General features: G+C 72.0%; 15 protein-coding genes. 9 read left to right on the forward strand and 6 right to left on the reverse strand.

What is annotated here, in order from left to right:
• Nucleotide 1: 1 nt before the first annotated feature.
• Both ABTY62_RS29220 and ABTY62_RS29225 read right to left on the reverse strand, forming a co-directional pair.
• The gene (locus tag ABTY62_RS29220; RefSeq protein WP_352132396.1) at nucleotides 2-973 is read right to left on the reverse strand and encodes a CU044_5270 family protein; all 972 of its coding nucleotides are present in this window, start codon (nucleotides 971-973) and stop codon (nucleotides 2-4) included.
• Nucleotides 970-1,518, reverse strand: a complete 549-nt coding sequence (locus ABTY62_RS29225) for an RNA polymerase sigma factor (RefSeq protein ID WP_311725458.1) — start codon at nucleotides 1,516-1,518, stop codon at nucleotides 970-972. The genes ABTY62_RS29220 and ABTY62_RS29225 overlap by 4 nt, the downstream gene beginning before the upstream one ends.
• Before the next feature lie 105 nt (nucleotides 1,519-1,623).
• Here ABTY62_RS29225 and ctaD point away from each other — a divergent pair, with 105 nt between their 5' ends.
• Nucleotides 1,624-3,285 carry an aa3-type cytochrome oxidase subunit I gene (gene ctaD, locus ABTY62_RS29230; RefSeq protein ID WP_352132397.1) on the forward strand — a complete coding sequence of 554 codons (1,662 nt, stop codon included), beginning with the start codon at nucleotides 1,624-1,626 and terminating at the stop codon, nucleotides 3,283-3,285.
• The gene (locus ABTY62_RS29235) at nucleotides 3,282-3,644 is read left to right on the forward strand and encodes a hypothetical protein (protein WP_352132398.1); all 363 of its coding nucleotides are present in this window, start codon (nucleotides 3,282-3,284) and stop codon (nucleotides 3,642-3,644) included. Before ctaD ends, ABTY62_RS29235 begins: the two co-directional genes overlap by 4 nt.
• Nucleotides 3,645-3,697: 53 nt before the next feature.
• Here ABTY62_RS29235 and ABTY62_RS29240 read toward each other — a convergent pair whose 3' ends face one another.
• The 4 genes from ABTY62_RS29240 to ABTY62_RS29255 form a co-directional block, all read right to left on the reverse strand.
• Nucleotides 3,698-4,354 (reverse strand): helix-turn-helix transcriptional regulator, encoded by a 657-nt coding sequence (locus tag ABTY62_RS29240; RefSeq protein ID WP_352132399.1) that lies wholly within the window; start codon nucleotides 4,352-4,354, stop codon nucleotides 3,698-3,700.
• Nucleotides 4,355-4,647: 293 nt separating this feature from the next.
• A complete protein-coding gene (locus ABTY62_RS29245; protein WP_352132400.1) occupies nucleotides 4,648-5,475 on the reverse strand; it encodes a lysophospholipid acyltransferase family protein in 828 nt (275 codons plus the stop codon).
• Nucleotides 5,472-6,230, reverse strand: coding sequence for a GNAT family N-acetyltransferase (locus tag ABTY62_RS29250; RefSeq protein ID WP_352132401.1), 759 nt, complete (start codon nucleotides 6,228-6,230; stop codon nucleotides 5,472-5,474). Before ABTY62_RS29250 ends, ABTY62_RS29245 begins: the two co-directional genes overlap by 4 nt.
• Before the next feature lie 186 nt (nucleotides 6,231-6,416).
• Nucleotides 6,417-7,061: a peptide deformylase gene (locus ABTY62_RS29255; protein WP_352132402.1), complete on the reverse strand. Its 645-nt coding sequence runs from the start codon at nucleotides 7,059-7,061 to the stop codon at nucleotides 6,417-6,419.
• Nucleotides 7,062-7,537: 476 nt separating this feature from the next.
• Between ABTY62_RS29255 and ABTY62_RS29260 the strand changes: the two genes are divergently transcribed.
• The 7 genes from ABTY62_RS29260 to ABTY62_RS29290 are packed head-to-tail and all read left to right on the forward strand — an operon-like array spanning nucleotide 7,538 to nucleotide 14,875.
• A complete protein-coding gene (locus tag ABTY62_RS29260; RefSeq protein ID WP_352132403.1) occupies nucleotides 7,538-8,782 on the forward strand; it encodes an MFS transporter in 1,245 nt (414 codons plus the stop codon).
• A 60-nt stretch (nucleotides 8,783-8,842) separates the two neighbouring features.
• Nucleotides 8,843-9,709, forward strand: coding sequence for a cupin-like domain-containing protein (locus ABTY62_RS29265; RefSeq protein ID WP_352132404.1), 867 nt, complete (start codon nucleotides 8,843-8,845; stop codon nucleotides 9,707-9,709).
• A complete protein-coding gene (locus tag ABTY62_RS29270) occupies nucleotides 9,706-10,968 on the forward strand; it encodes an 8-amino-7-oxononanoate synthase family protein (RefSeq protein WP_352132405.1) in 1,263 nt (420 codons plus the stop codon). The genes ABTY62_RS29265 and ABTY62_RS29270 overlap by 4 nt, the downstream gene beginning before the upstream one ends.
• Nucleotides 10,965-11,975: an HpcH/HpaI aldolase/citrate lyase family protein gene (locus ABTY62_RS29275; RefSeq protein ID WP_352132406.1), complete on the forward strand. Its 1,011-nt coding sequence runs from the start codon at nucleotides 10,965-10,967 to the stop codon at nucleotides 11,973-11,975. The genes ABTY62_RS29270 and ABTY62_RS29275 overlap by 4 nt, the downstream gene beginning before the upstream one ends.
• Nucleotides 11,962-12,888 (forward strand): acetaldehyde dehydrogenase (acetylating), encoded by a 927-nt coding sequence (locus ABTY62_RS29280; RefSeq protein ID WP_352132407.1) that lies wholly within the window; start codon nucleotides 11,962-11,964, stop codon nucleotides 12,886-12,888. Before ABTY62_RS29275 ends, ABTY62_RS29280 begins: the two co-directional genes overlap by 14 nt.
• Complete coding sequence (gene dmpG, locus ABTY62_RS29285; protein ID WP_352132408.1) at nucleotides 12,885-13,895, forward strand: 4-hydroxy-2-oxovalerate aldolase; 1,011 nt, start codon at nucleotides 12,885-12,887, stop codon at nucleotides 13,893-13,895. The genes ABTY62_RS29280 and dmpG overlap by 4 nt, the downstream gene beginning before the upstream one ends.
• 5 nt (nucleotides 13,896-13,900) lie before the next feature.
• Nucleotides 13,901-14,875, forward strand: coding sequence for an ornithine cyclodeaminase family protein (locus ABTY62_RS29290; RefSeq protein ID WP_352132443.1), 975 nt, complete (start codon nucleotides 13,901-13,903; stop codon nucleotides 14,873-14,875).
• Nucleotide 14,876 lies beyond the last annotated feature (1 nt).

The raw sequence follows: 14,876 nt of genomic DNA on the forward strand, positions 1-14,876 counted from the left end.
CTCAGGACAGCCAGGCCGTGTACGAGAGCACGTCGCCCGCCGCGATCCGGTACTCGGGGTCGTCGCGGGTGTACGTCTCCTCCATGTCCAGCACCCTCCCGTCGTCCGGGTCGAGGACGACCATCTGCCGCAGCCCGTCGGTGGTGCGCACGAACGCCTGGCCCTCCCGGCCCATCCGGTCGGTGACCCGGCCGGCCGGGCGCAGGCCCGCGTCACGGGAGATGAGGGTGGCGAGGTTCGCGGTCTCGCGCGGGCCGGGTGTCCACACCCGGAGGAAGTCCCGGACCGCGCCGAGCAGTTCGTCCGGGTCGCGGTCCGCGCCCGGGTGCCAGACGGCGAGGTAGTCGCGCAGCGCGGCGGCGCCGGCCGGCGGCGGCTCGAAGAAGCTCTGGTTCGCGCCGCCGATGCCCGGCGGGTAGCTCTCCCGCTGCACCACCTTGCCGTCGTGGACCGTACGGGGTGGCACGCCGTCGTCGATGACCGGGCGGCCCGGGTGGCGGGGGTCGGTGGCCACCACGAGAAGCGAGCCGCTGCCGTCCGCGTTCCAGCGGGTCAGCGTCTCCAGGGGGACCGTCACCGCGTCCTTCCCCGACTCCAGGCCCAGCGACCAGTCCTGGACATGGCTGCCGTGCACCGACGTCCCGGGCTCGGCGGCCGCCGCGGCCCGGGCCCGGCGGGCGATCTCCGCGAGCGGCACATCGGCGGCGGAGGCGTGCGGCCGCAGCGCCACCGGGGCGGCCACGGCCGGGGAGGAGGCAGGGCCCGAGACGGTCAGCGCGATGGCGGCCACCGCGCCCGCCGTCGCCGTGGCCGCACCCATGACGATCCGCCGGACGGTGCGGCGCCGCCGGGCGCCGGACACCAGCTGCCGCAGCCGCCGCTCGCCTGCGAAGTCCAGCGGGCGGTCATGCCAGCGCTCGTCGCCGGCGGGGACGGGGTCGGCGCCGCGGAGCAGGTCGAGTTCGTCGGTCATGTCCCTTGTTCCTCCGTGCTGGTCCCCGCCGGCACCGGGACAGTCCCGCGCACCGTGTCGATCTGCGCCCGCAGCCGCTGCCGGGCCCGGTGCAGCCGCATGGCCGCGGCCGACCGGCCGCATCCCAGGACGGTGGCGAGCTCCTCGACGGTCAGCTCCTCCCACGCCGTCAGCTTCAGCACCTCCTGGTCGGCCTCGGTGAGCCGGTCCAGCGCCTCCAGCACCCAGGAGCCCGGCCGCTCGGCGTCCGGGCCCGACACGGTGCGCCGGCCGCGCGTCACCTCGTGGTGGCCGAGTCTGGCGAGCAGCCTGCGGTACCGGCCGCGCCCGCGCACCGCGTTGGCCAGGCAGTTCCGCGCCACCCCGTACAGCCAGGGCAGGGGCGACCCGGGCAGCTCGCGGCGGCGCCGCCAGGCGACGGCGAACACCTCCGCGACCACTTCCTCGACCTCGCTCGGCTGCCCGTCGAGCCGTCGCGCGACGAAGCGGCTCACCGCCCAGTAATGCTCACGGTAGGCGGTGTCGAAGGCTTCGTCGGGGCTCATGCCCGGTAGGTGTCCGGCATGCCCCCGATCATCACACCCCCGGGAAACTTTCTTTTCCCGGCCTCCCCTGTGACGGTCGGGAGGGGTGCCGGACACCTACCGGGCATGAGTAACAACAGTGTTGTCGCGGCACCGGCGCCCCTGCCCACGCGCCGTCCGAGCCCCGGATCCGCGGCCGTGAGGTGGCTGACGACCACCGACCACAAGACGATCGGGACGCTCTACCTCGTCACGTCGTTCGCGTTCTTCTGTATCGGCGGGATCCTGGCGCTGCTCATGCGCGCCGAGCTGGCCCGCCCGGGCCACCAGCTGATGTCGAACGAGCAGTTCAACCAGGCGTTCACCATGCATGGCACGATCATGCTGCTGATGTTCGCCACGCCGCTGTTCGCGGGCTTCGCGAACTGGATCATGCCGCTTCAGATCGGCGCGCCCGACGTGGCGTTCCCGCGGCTGAACATGTTCGCCTACTGGCTGTACCTGTTCGGCTCGCTGATCGCGGTGGGCGGGTTCCTCACCCCGCAGGGCGCCGCCGACTTCGGCTGGTTCGCGTACTCGCCGCTGTCGGACGCGGTCCGCTCGCCGGGTGTGGGCGCCGACATGTGGATTATGGGTCTGGCCTTCTCCGGCTTCGGCACGATCCTCGGCTCGGTCAACTTCATCACCACCATCATCTGCATGCGCGCTCCGGGCATGACGATGTTCCGCATGCCGATCTTCACCTGGAACGTGCTGCTCACCGGTGTGCTGGTGCTGCTGGCCTTCCCGGTGCTGGCCGCCGCGCTGTTCGCCCTGGAGGCGGACCGCCAGTTCGGGGCGCACATCTTCGACGCGGCCAACGGCGGGGCGCTGCTGTGGCAGCATCTGTTCTGGTTCTTCGGCCATCCCGAGGTGTACATCATCGCGCTGCCGTTCTTCGGGATCATTTCCGAGGTCATTCCGGTGTTCTCGCGCAAGCCGATGTTCGGCTACATCGGGCTGATCGGCGCGACGATCTCGATCGCGGGTCTTTCGGTGACGGTGTGGGCGCACCATATGTATGTCACGGGCGGCGTGCTGTTGCCGTTCTTCTCCTTCATGACGTTCCTGATCGCGGTGCCGACCGGGGTGAAGTTCTTCAACTGGCTCGGCACGATGTGGAAGGGGTCGCTGAGCTTCGAGACCCCGATGCTGTGGGCGGTCGGCTTCCTGATCACGTTTCTCTTCGGCGGTCTGACCGGTGTCATCCTGGCCTCGCCGCCGATGGACTTCCACGTGTCGGACACCTACTTCGTGGTGGCCCACTTCCACTACGTGATCTTCGGTACGGTCGTCTTCGCGATGTTCGCCGGCTTCCACTTCTGGTGGCCCAAGTTCACCGGCAAGATGCTGGACGAGCGCCTCGGCAAGATCACCTTCTGGACGCTGTTCATCGGCTTCCACGGCACGTTCCTCGTCCAGCACTGGCTGGGGGCGGAGGGGATGATCCGCAGGATTCCGGACTATCTCGCCGCCGACGGTTTCACCACGCTGAACACCGTCTCGACGATCTTCTCCTTTGTGCTCGGTCTGTCGGTCCTGCCGTTCTTCTACAACGTCTGGAAGACCGCCAAGTACGGCAAGAAGATCGAGGTCGACGACCCGTGGGGCTACGGCCGCTCGCTGGAGTGGGCCACCTCCTGCCCACCGCCCCGGCACAACTTCACCGAACTGCCCCGGATCCGCTCCGAATCCCCGGCGTTCGATCTGCACCACCCCGAGGTCGCCGAGCGGGAGCCGGTGGCATGAGGCCGGCAGGCGCCCCGTATTCCGGCGACATCGCCATGGGCATCAACCAGCTCGAGGGCTATCTGCTGCTCCAGGCGGAACGCGACCTGGCCTCGGAACGGGCGCGCCGCTTCGCGGACCGGCTGGACTGGCTGACCGTCGCCCAGCGCCAGGAGGTCGAGCGCCGCTACACCCAGGACCAGTTGGACGTCACCGAGCGGATGCTGCGCAAGGTGGCGTGGCGCTGCGAGGAGTTGCGCGCGGAGTATCAGGCGGTCCATCTCCGGCTGCGGTGCCGGCTGGTGGCCGCGCTGCTCGGCGGGATCGCCCTGGCCGTCGTCGCCACGGCGTCCGTGACCGCCGCGCTCGTCGCCGGATAGCGACGGAGCGACCCGCGTCGGCGGCACGCCCCCGGACGTGCCGCCGACGGGGGCTATTTGATGTACTCCGGGAGCACCTGGGCCGGCCAGGTGCCCACGGTCAGGATGCCTGCCGCGTAGGCGCGGGACACCAGGGCGGCGCGGTTGGGCGCCTTGAGCTTCCGCAGCATCGAGCTCACGTGGTACTCGACGCCCTGCCTGCTCAGATAGAGCTTGGAGGCCAGCTGCACGGTCGAGGCGCCGGTGGCCACTCCTTCGAGTATCCGGGCCTCGATGGGGGAGAGCAGCAGCCCCCGCAGCGTGGACACCTCCTCGGTGGCCGGCTCGTCGTCCGGCCTGACCAGGACGACGATGGAGGACGCCTGCCGGGACGGGCCCTCGATGGCCGTGCCGGTCAGATCGCCGGAGAACACCTGCCCGTCCGAGCGGCATCCCACGACGCGCTCGGTGAAGCGGGTGCGGCGCCCGTCGTGCAGGCGCGAGAAGTGTTCCCGCAGTACGGAGAGCGCGCTGGGGCGCAGCAGGTCGAACAGTTCGCGGCCGCACAGCTCCGCCGACGAGCCGCCGAAGTGGCGGAAGAAGTCGTCGTCACCCGCGAGGACGCGCAGGTCGGAGGTGAGCGTGGCCATGCCGGTGGCGTACCGGCCGCGCCCTTCATGGACTCTGGGGTGATCAGGGGTGACCTGGGCGGTGTGGGGGAGGGCAGCCAAGGGAAGTCACCACTTTCTGTCGTATCGGCAACGGCTGAACAATCTGGTGACGGGTGTTTAGGTCCGCTTTCAGGTGTATACCAATGCCACGCACTGTTGGCCCTGCCCGTATACGAAAGACTTGTGACCGTTTCTGCCCGAATGGAGTTCGGGGCAACTGTGATCAACTTCCGCGTGTCGTACGGCGGAAGGGCGCCGAAACTTCCGGGTCGGGCCCCGTCCGCCGGTGTCACCGTGGACTCGGGCAGACCGCCGCCACCGATCCCGCACATCGCCCCACACTGCCCGAAGGGTCAGCCGTGTACGGCCATCTCCGCTCCGCACACCGCCGCCTGGGCCCGCGCGGCGAGCGCCCGACGGTCGTCCACCCCCGGCAGCGCCCACAGCGGCTCGCGCACCCGCACCCGCACCGTGAGCCCGTCGGCACCCAGAATCCGCCGCACCGAGCTGCCGAAGTCGTCCTCGCCGACGAAGGCGGCCACCGTGGTCGGCGCTCCGTGCTGGACGTACTCCAGGGACACCGGCCGGACCGGCGCCCCCGCGTCGAGGGCCGCCTGGAAGGTGGCCCGCCGGAAACGGCCCCCCGTCCCGGCACACCAGGTCACCCCCTGCGGGAAGGCCATGACCGAGCGCCCGGAGCGCAACTGCCCGGACATCGCCGCGACGGTGTCCGGCAGCCCGCGCAGGCTGTCGCGGTCGATGAACAGCGTCCCCGCCCGCCGCACCAGCGGGCCGACCCCCGGCCACCCCCCGACCTCCCGCTTGGCCAGCATGGTCACCGGCTCCACGGCGAGCAGGGCGAGGATGTCCAGCCAGGAGATGTGGTTCGCGACGACCAGTGTGCCCGTGTCGCCCGGCACGCTCAGCGGCCCGCCGGTCACCTCGAGCCGGATGTCCAGGGCGTCCAGCACCGCCACGGCGTGGGCGCGCAGCGTGGCGGGCTCGCCGATCCCCCGGCCCCGCAGCAGCGCGCTCACCACCGTCCGCGCGAAGGACGCGGCACGCCCGGCCGCCCGCGAGGCGGGCACCCGCGCGGCGGCGTGCGCCACACAGCGGGTGGTGCACGGGGACCACGCGGCCCACGCGCTCGCGGGCGCCGGTACGGGCACGGGCACGGTCACCGTGACTCGCCCAGGAAGTAGCGCCGATAGCGGTCGTTCATCCGCTCCGTGTCCAGCAGCACGAAGAAGTCGGCGTCGTCGAAGTCCCGGTCGTGCTGCGGGGCCCCGCACATCCAGGCCCCGATCCGCAGATAGCCGCGCAGCAGGGGCGGCAGCGAGGCGTAGCCCGGCTCGGCCACCAGCGGCCGGGTGGGCATCCAGGGGTCGTGCGGGCGCACCCGCACCTCGGGCGGCGCGGCGTGCCGGGAGGTGCCCAGCAGCCACGCGTTCGCCGCGGCCTGCCCGCCGTCGGCCAGCGGCACCGAGGCGCAGCCCGCGAGATAGCGGTGCCCGGACAGCAGCACATACCGGGCGAGCCCGGCCCACATCAGATTGATCACCGCGCCCGAGCGGTGGTCCGGGTGCACACAGGCCCGGCCCGCCTCGACCATCGACGAGCGGATCTCCTCCGGGAGCCCGCTCAGGTCGAACTCGGTGTCCGAGTACAGCCGCTCGGCGCGCCCGGGAGGCAGCAGCCGGTAGGTGCCGACCACGGTGTCCGTCGCCGTGTCCGTGACGATCAGATGGTCCATGACCTCGTCGAACTCGTCCATGTCCCGGCCGGGGACGGGCGAGTGCAGCCGGGCGCCCCGCTCCTGGCCGAACACCTGGTAGCGCAGCCGCTGCGCGGCCTGTATCTGCTCTTCGGTGTCCGCGATCGAGGTGACGTAGGAGCCGGCGTCCGCCGGTACCGGGGTTGTCGAGAGCAAGGGCATTCCTGTTCTCCGTTCAGGGGATTCAGCACCAGCGAAGCTTGGAATGGCTTCGCAAGTGTTGCCCCGGTACGAGAACGCGGCAGTGTCCGGACGGTGATTCGACGACTGCCGCTCGATGACGAACGTGTGCCGCCGCGGCCGGAACACGCGCCGTCCACCAGGAGGACGTCCGCCGGACACTCCCTCCTAGGCGTCCGGCAGGGGAAAGTTCAGCGCCCGGGCCGCGTCGGCCGGGGTGGGCTGGGACCACAGCTCGGCGACGGAGCGCGCCGAGGCGAGCGAGCGGGTCTCGGCCCGGTCGAGATAGAGCACGCCGTCGAGGTGGTCCGTCTCGTGCTGGACGATGCGCGCGGGCCACCCTGTGAACTCCTCGTCCAGCGCCCGCCCCCGCTCGTCCTGCCCCCGCAGCCGGATCCGCTCGGGGCGGGCGACCACGGCCTGCCAGCCGGGCACGCTCAGGCACCCCTCGAAGAACGCCACCCGGCGGCCGGGGTCGCCCACCGGCTCGTACGACGGGTTGACCAGGACCCGGAAGGGCAGCGGCACCCGCCCGCGCGCCTCACACACCTCCGCGGACACCTCGGCCGGGTCCTCGATGACCGCGATCCGCAGCGGAATCCCGATCTGCGGGGCGGCCAGGCCCACCCCCGGCGCGGCGTGCATGGTCTCCCGCATCGCCACCACCAGCCGGTCCAGCTGCCCGTCGGACAGCTGCCCCTCGTAGGGAAGGGCGGGCCGGCGCAGGACCGGGACGCCCGCGGAGACGATGGGCAACGGGCCGGGGCCGGTGAGAAGCGCGTCGACGAGCTCGGGCAGCGGGGTGGTCGGCATGGGGACAGCCTGGCAAGGGGCGGGCCGCCGCGGCAAACCCGGCTCAGCGGCAGAACCCAATTAGTCGAAGACTGAACAACGCGGGGCGGCGGCCCGTATCTTCTGTCGAGTCGCCGGGGAACCCACGCCTCCGGCGGCTCTCCCGGGCCTCGTGGCCCGGTCCGGCTGCCGCTCCGCGGTGACTCTCCCCGTTGTGCGCCACGGGGCGGCAGCCTCACCGAGCGGGCGTCACGCCTCTATAAGCAAGGCGTCCAGAATCCGCGGTGAACACGGCCATCGATCTCGGATGCCGCCGGACCCATCGCCAACCGGCCGCGGCCCGACTATTATGGCGAATCGCTGTATTGGGCGGGGGTACAGGGATCGGCGCAGTCGGTGCGGAACAATTCGTTCCTTGACGTGTGGCGTGACCGGGTATTCCGGCTCGAGATCGTCGGAATAACTCGGGATGGCCGTTTCGCGCTGACGGGGGCAATGTGGCCGGAGGTACATCGGGCTCGAATTCCGGGCTCGGGTCCTATTTCCGATTACTGCGGGCGCCGGGCGCCGCGGCGCTGGCGTTCTGGGGGATGGTCGGCCGATTCCCGATCGCCATGCGGTCGCTGAGCTGTCTGATGCTGATCTCCGCGGTCACCGGGTCGCTGGCGGACGCCGGGACGGTGGCGGCCGCCATGCTGGTCTCGCAGGGCGTGGCCAGCCCGGTGCTGGGGCGGCTGGCCGACCGGCTCAGCCAGCGGCGGGTGTTGCTCACCGCCTGCCTGGCACACGGGGCGGGGATGACGCTGCTGGTGGTGTCGATCCTGCTCGAGGCCCCGCTGTGGCTGCTGATCCTCGCGGCGGTGGCCACCGGGTGCGCCTCGGTCTCGTTCACCTCGTTCATGCGGGCCCGGTGGGCGTCGATGGCCGACCGCGGGCTGCTGCGTACGGCCTACGCCCTGGAATCCATGCTGGACGAGACCATCTTCCTGCTGGGGCCGCTGCTGGTCACCCTGCTGGCCACCGCGGTGCACCCGGCCGCGGGCCTGATCGCCTGCGCGGTGCTGACCACCACCGGCTCCATCGCGGTGGCGCTGCACCGCCGGTCCGAGCCGGTATCCGAACCGGCCCCGGGCCGCGGCCCCCGGCGGGCGATCTCGGTGGTCGGGATCAGGGTGCTGATGGTCGCGTACGCGGGGATGGGGTTTCTGCTCGGCGCGGTCGACGTCACATTGATCGCGTTCGCGCAGGAGCGGTCGGCCTCCGGGCTCGCCGGGGTGTTCCTGTCGCTGACGGCGGTGGGCAGTCTGACCGCCGGGGTGGTCTACGGGGCCGTGGACTGGAAGCTGTCGCAGGCGCGGCTGCTCTCGATCACCACCTCGGCGCTGACGCTCGGCGTGATCCCCCTGGCCTTCGCGGACTCTCCCCTCGCGATGGCCTTCCTCGCCGTCGTCGCGGGGGTCGCGATCTCCCCGGGGCTGATCGCGGGCAGCACCCTGCTGGAGTCCCTGGCCCCGAAGGGCTCCCTGTCCGAGGGGTTCTCGTGGCTCACCAGCGCCGGTGCCCTGGGCATCGCCCTGGGCACCGCCGTGGGCGGGCGGTTGGCCGGCCCGGGCGGCTTCGAACAGGCCGCGTGGGCGGCGGTCGGCGGCGGGCTCCTCGCGATGGGGCTGAGCCTCGTGGGACAGCCGGCGCTCCTGAGGACGGGGCCCGCGCCGGAACCGGCCCCGGAAACCGCCGTATGAGCACCATGACGTTGACGAGAGCGATGGCGGAGCGATGACGAGAACAATGAGGACAGAGTGGTGAGCACCGCGCGGCACGCGTCCGAGCGGGACGGACTCGGGGGATTACCGGTTCCCCGTCTCTCCTTCGACGAGTTCACGGCATTCGGGCGGCAGGCCCTCATCCGGGCGGATGTCCCCGTGGTGATCGATTTACCGAAAGGCGCCCGGGGCCTCGGCCGGGAAGGCGTGGCCGAGCGCCTGGGAAACAAGAAGGTGACCCTGTTCACCGAGCCCGGCGACAAGCGGAATTCACAGCGCTGGACCACCCAGGAGATCCGGCTCCGTGAGTTCTTCGACGACGGCCGATACCGGACCGACCCCGGCACCTGGAACCGTATCGTGTCGAACATCCGCAACAGCCCGGCCGATGTCGACGCGATCCTCGGCTTCGACGCCGGGAAGCTGTTCGACTACCGGCGCTCGCTCAACGCGGCCAATCTGTGGATCAGTCACCGCGGAGTGTTCACCCAAAGCCACTTCGACGAGCTGGAGAACTTCAACACAGCCCTGGAGGGCCGTAAGCGGTTCGTCCTCGCGCCCCCGGGATTCCGCGAGTACTACCCGAGGTCGCTGGTGCGCGGGTTCGGCGACAAGTCGCGGGCCTTCGACTTCGACGACGTCGACCGGCGGCGCTTCCCGAGGCTCGCCGCCAAACTGGCCGAGCGCCGGGAGCTGATCCTGGAGCCCGGCCAGATGCTCTATCTCCCCCTCGGCTGGTGGCACCAGGCCGAGTCGCTCGACGAGATGAACATCAACATGAACTTCTGGCTGCGCGACCCCAAGATCTTCCGCAGACCCTATGTGCTCGGCGTCGCGCTCTACACGGCCGCCTACCGCAAGCTCAAGGGCGTCTACAACTACCAGCCCGCCGAGGCCGCGTCATGACCGAACGCCGGACCATCACACCCCCGCACCGCTACCGCAACAACGACAAGGCCGTCGGCGTCGGGAACGCGTTCTGGGACCTGTCCGAGCGCAGCGGCCTCGCCGGGATCACGGCCGAACTCGAGGACGGCGAGCCCGGCGTGCTGCACACCGAGGACGGCCACGAGTTCACCAACTTCACCTGCTGCTCCTATCTCGACCTGGACTCGCACCCCAAGGTCATCGAGGGCGCGGTCGCCGCGCTGCGCCGGTTCGGTGTGCTGGACCACTGCATCCCGCGCAGCCGGGTGCAGCTCCCGGCCCTGCCGGAGCTGGAGGCCTCGCTCGGCGAGCTGTTCGGCGCCGAGGTGGTGGCCGCCATCTCGGCGGGTGTCGCCAGCGCCGGGCTGCTGCCGCTGATCGCCTCCGGCCATCTGGGCAACGGGGTCCGGCCGCTGATGGTGTTCGACCGCAACTGCCATGTGTCGATGGCCGCGGCCAAGCCCACCTGCGCCGACGAGACGGAGGTGGTCACCTGCGACCACCACGACCTCGGGTTCCTCGAGGACATGTGCGCTCGGTACGAGCGCGTCGCCTATGTCGTGGACGGCGCGGACAGCCTGGGCGGCTACGCGCCGGTGCGGGAACTGGCGGAGCTTCAGGAGAAGCACGGCCTGCTGGTGTACTACGACGACTCGCACTCGATCTCGGCGTACGGGGAGCGCGGCATCGGCTACATCCGCTCGCACTGCCCGGTGCTGGACGAGCGGACCATCACCGTCGCCACCCTGAACAAGGCGTTCGGCACCAGCGGCGCGGCGATCCTGCTCGACGGCTACCCGAAGGACACGCTGCGCGTGGTCGAGCGGTTCGCGGGCGCGCTCAGCTACTCGCAGCCGATGAACACGGCCGCGGTCGGGGCCTCCCTGGCCTCGGCGGAGATCCACCGCACCGAGGAGCTGACCGTCCTCCAGCGGCGGCTGCGGGCCAACATCGAGCTGTTCGACCGGCACATCAGCACCGGGCAGAGCGGGACGACGTTTCCCATCCGGGTCGTGCCGATGAGCGACGAGACGGTCATGGAGGCGGGCCGCCGGGTGTACGAGGCCGGGTTCTATGTCTCCCCGGTGTTCTTCCCGATCGTGGCCCGCGGCACCGCGGGCCTGCGGGTGATGCTCCGCGCCGGCCAGACCGAGGAGCAGATCCGCGGGCTGTGCGCGGCCCTTGCCGCGGTGGGCGCCCAGCAGGCGGCCCCGGCGGCGGTGGAGGCGACCAGATGAAGGTGACACCTCCGCTGACACCTCCGCTGACACCTCCGCTGACACCTCCGCTGACACCTCCGCTGACACCTGCGCTGACACCTCCGCTGACACCGACGGGCACCGCTCGGGCCATACCGCGCTCCATCCTCTACACGCCCGCGCTGTCCCTCGACCGGGTGGTCAAGGCGTGGTCGTACGACGCGGATGTGCACCTGATCGACCTGGAGGACGCCATCCCGCCGCAGCGGAAGCCCGCGGCGCGGAGCGTGTGCCGCGCGGCGCTGGAGAAGGCGCCGGAGCCCGCGAACGCCGCCGTGCGCGTCAACGAGCTGGGCACCGCCGAGGCGGTGCACGACCTGGCGATGCTCATCGAATGCCCGGTCAAGCCGGGCTTCGTGGTGATGACGATGGTGAAGTCGGCGGTGGAGGTGGCGCTGATGCGCGACACCCTCGCCTCGGCGGGGACGCGCCCGGAGGTCTACGCGACCGTGGAGACCCCGGCCGCCGTCGCTGACATCGATGCCATCGCGGCGGCCGCCGACGGGCTGATCCTCGGCTCGGCGGACCTGGCCGCCGCCCTGGGCATCGAGATCACCTGGGCGGGCCTGCTCGCGGCCCGGCAGGCGATGGCCCTGGCCGGCGCCCGGTACGGCACCGCCCTGATCGACACCGCCAACTTCCGGCTCGCCGAGCCCGAGGCGCTCGCGGAGGAGCTCGACCGGGTGCGCGAGCTGGGCTTCCACGGCAAGGTGACCGTGCACCCGAGCGAACTGGGCGCGATCAACCGGGCCCTGCGGCCCGACCCGGCCGGTCTGCGGCTGGCTCGGCGGGTCAGCGAGGCCGTGCGGGCGGCGGACGGCGGGATCGCGGTCCTGGACGGCAACATGGTCGGCCCGCCGTTCGCCCGGATGGCCCAGGCGACGGTGGCCCGCGGGGACGCCTGGGCGCAGCGGTTCGGCGGCGACAGCGGCGACAGTGGCGACAGTGGTGGCATCGGTGAGGAGGCGGGCGATGGCCGTCGCTGAGCGCGCCGTCGCCGGGCCCGGCACCGTCCCGCCCATCACCGTCGCCGTCCTCGGCACCGGGGCCATCGGCCAGGACCTCGTCGGCAAGGTCCGGCGCTCCGCCGTGCTGAAGTGCGGCCTGGTGGCCGGGCGCAACCCCGAGTCCGCGGGGCTGCGCCACGCCGCCGCGCTCGGCTGTCCGACCACGGCGGAGGGGATCGGCGCGATCCTCGCCGCCCCGCGCCCGTTCGACGTGGTGTTCGACGCCACCAACGCGATGTCGCACGCCGAACACTGGCGGCTGCTCAGGCCGCTGGACACACTGCTGATCGATCTGACCCCCAGCCGGGTCGGCCGGATGGTGGTGCCCACCGTGACCGGGACCTACCCGCCGGCCGAGCGCAACGTCAGCCTCATCAGCTGCGGCGGACAGGCGTCGATCCCGGTCGCGCACGCCCTCGCCGGCCGGTACGAAGTGGCGTACCTGGAGGCCGTCTCCACGGTGGCCAGCGGCATCGCGGGCCGGGCGACCCGGCTCAACCTCGACGAGTACGTGGCCACCACCCAGCACGCCCTCACCGAGTTCACCGGGGTGCACGACACCAAGGCGATCCTGAACATCAGCCCGGCCACGCCCCCGGCGACCTTCCGGACGGCCGTCCACGCCGTCGTCCCCGGGGCCGACGCCGAGGCGGTGCGCGCCGTGGTGGCCGGGGCGGCCGAGCGGGTGCGGGAACATCAGCCCGGATACGAGGTCATCGCCTGCTCGGTGACCGGCGACCGGGTCGTGATCTCCCTGGAGGTCACTGCGGACAGCGACGTACTGCCCCGGTACGCCGGAAATCTGGACATCATCAACTCGGCCGCCGTCCTGGTCGCCGAGCAGCACGCGGCCCGGCTCGCCCCGGCCGCCCGGACGGGGGCGGGCCGATGAGCTCCGTGGTGATCCACGACCCCACCTTGCGCGACGGCCAGCACGCGGTGCGGCACCAACTCGGCGTGGCGGCGTTGCGGGGGTACGCCGAGGCGGCCGACGCGGCGGGGATCCCGGTGGTGGAGGTGGGCCACGGCAACGGCCTGGGCGCCTCCTCCCTCCAGGTGGGACGGGCCGCCGTCAGCGACGACGTGATGCTGTCGACCGTGCGGGAGGCCCTGCGCCACAGCAAGATGGCGGTGTTCATGCTGCCCGGCTGGGGCACCTCCGACGATCTGCGCAAGGCGGTGGCGCACGGCGCCGACGTGGTCCGCGTCGGGGCGCACTGCACCGAGACCTCGCTGGCCGAGCGCCACCTCGGGCTCCTGCGCGAGGAGGGCGCGGAGGCGCACTGCGTGCTGATGATGAGCCATATGGCCACCCCGGCGGAGCTGGCCGAACACGCGGCGCGCGCCGTCGGGTACGGGGCACGGGCGGTGGGCATCATGGACTCCGCCGGCCACCTCCTGCCCCAGGACGTCACCGACCGGATCGGCGCGATGGCCGAGGCCGTGGACGTACCTCTGATCTTCCACGGTCACAACAACCTCGGCATGGCCGTGGCCAACTCCGTGGCCGCCGCCGGGGCCGGGGCCGCGATCATCGACGGCTGCGCGCGCGGCTTCGGCGCCGGGGCGGGCAACACCCAGCTGGAGGTGGTGGTGCCGGTGCTGGAGCGCAGCGGATACGCCACCGGCATCGATCTGTACGCGCTGCTGGACGCCGCCGAGTTCGCCGAGCGTGAGCTCATGCCCGCGCCGCCGGTCACCGGCTCGCTGTCCATCGTCAGCGGCCTGGCCGGGGTGTTCTCCGGGTTCAAACACCAGGTGCTGGACCAGTCCGCGCGGGCCGGAGTCGACCCGCGCGATGTGTTCTTCGAGCTCGGGAGACGACAGGCCGTCGCGGGGCAGGAGGATCTGATCGTCGATGTCGTCGCCGAGCTGAGCGCCCGGAAGGCCGCCACATGACTGCGCTGAGTCTCCCAGTGACCATTGGCGCCGAGGACATGGCGGGCGCGGACCGGCTGGTGCGGGTCATCGACGCGCTGGCCGAGGTGTTCGGCGATCTGGCGGCGGGCCGGACCCGGTCCCCCTCCCGGACCGTGGTCGAACACGGCGTGCCCGGCCCGCGGCGGCAGCTGCTGGCCGGGACCGCGGTCTGGGAGCGGCGCGGGGTGGGCAGCGTCAAGATCACCACGCTCACCCCGGACAACCCGGACCGCGGGCTGCCGCTGATCCACGGTGTGGTCGTGCTGACCGACCTGGAGACCGGGCGCATCACCGCGCTGCTGGACGGCGCCGAGCTGACCGCCGTCCGCACCGGCGCGGTGGCGGGCCTGGCGACCCGGCTGTGCGCCTCCGAGGGCGCCGAGGAGCTGGCCGTCCTCGGCGCGGGGGTGCAGGCGCGGGCCCTGGTGCGGGCCGTGTGCGCGGTGCGCCCCATCCGCTCGGTCCGGGTGTTCTCCCGCACCCGGGCCCGTACGGAGGCGTTCGCGGAGTGGCTCCGCGCCACCTCAGCCCACTCGGTTGACGTCTCGGTGTGCGACACCGCGAAGGACGCCGTCACCGACGCCGCCGTCATCTGCACAGCCACCTCCACCGACGGCCGGACAGCGCTGGTGGCGGCCGACTGGGTGGCCCCCGGCGCGCATGTGAACGTGATCGGCGGGACCTACGAGGACGCGATCGAGGTCGACCCGGCGCTCCTCGCGTCCGCGTTCGTCGTCGTGGAGGAGCGGGCCGCCGCGCTCGAGGACGCGGGCGAGGTGCGGGCCGCGCTGGCCGACGGGCTGATCGGCGTGGCCGAACTGCACGAACTGGGCGGTCTGGTGAACGGGACGACCGCCGCGGACGGCCGGACCTCGGTGTTCCGCGGGGTGGGCCTGGCCATCGAGGACACCGCCGCCGCTGCGGCGCTCCACGAGGCCGTGGCCACCGGTGGGCGGTGAG

Origin of the sequence: Streptomyces sp. NPDC097640, from assembly GCF_040302705.1 — a bacterium.
In the GTDB taxonomy this organism is placed as follows: domain Bacteria; phylum Actinomycetota; class Actinomycetes; order Streptomycetales; family Streptomycetaceae; genus Streptomyces.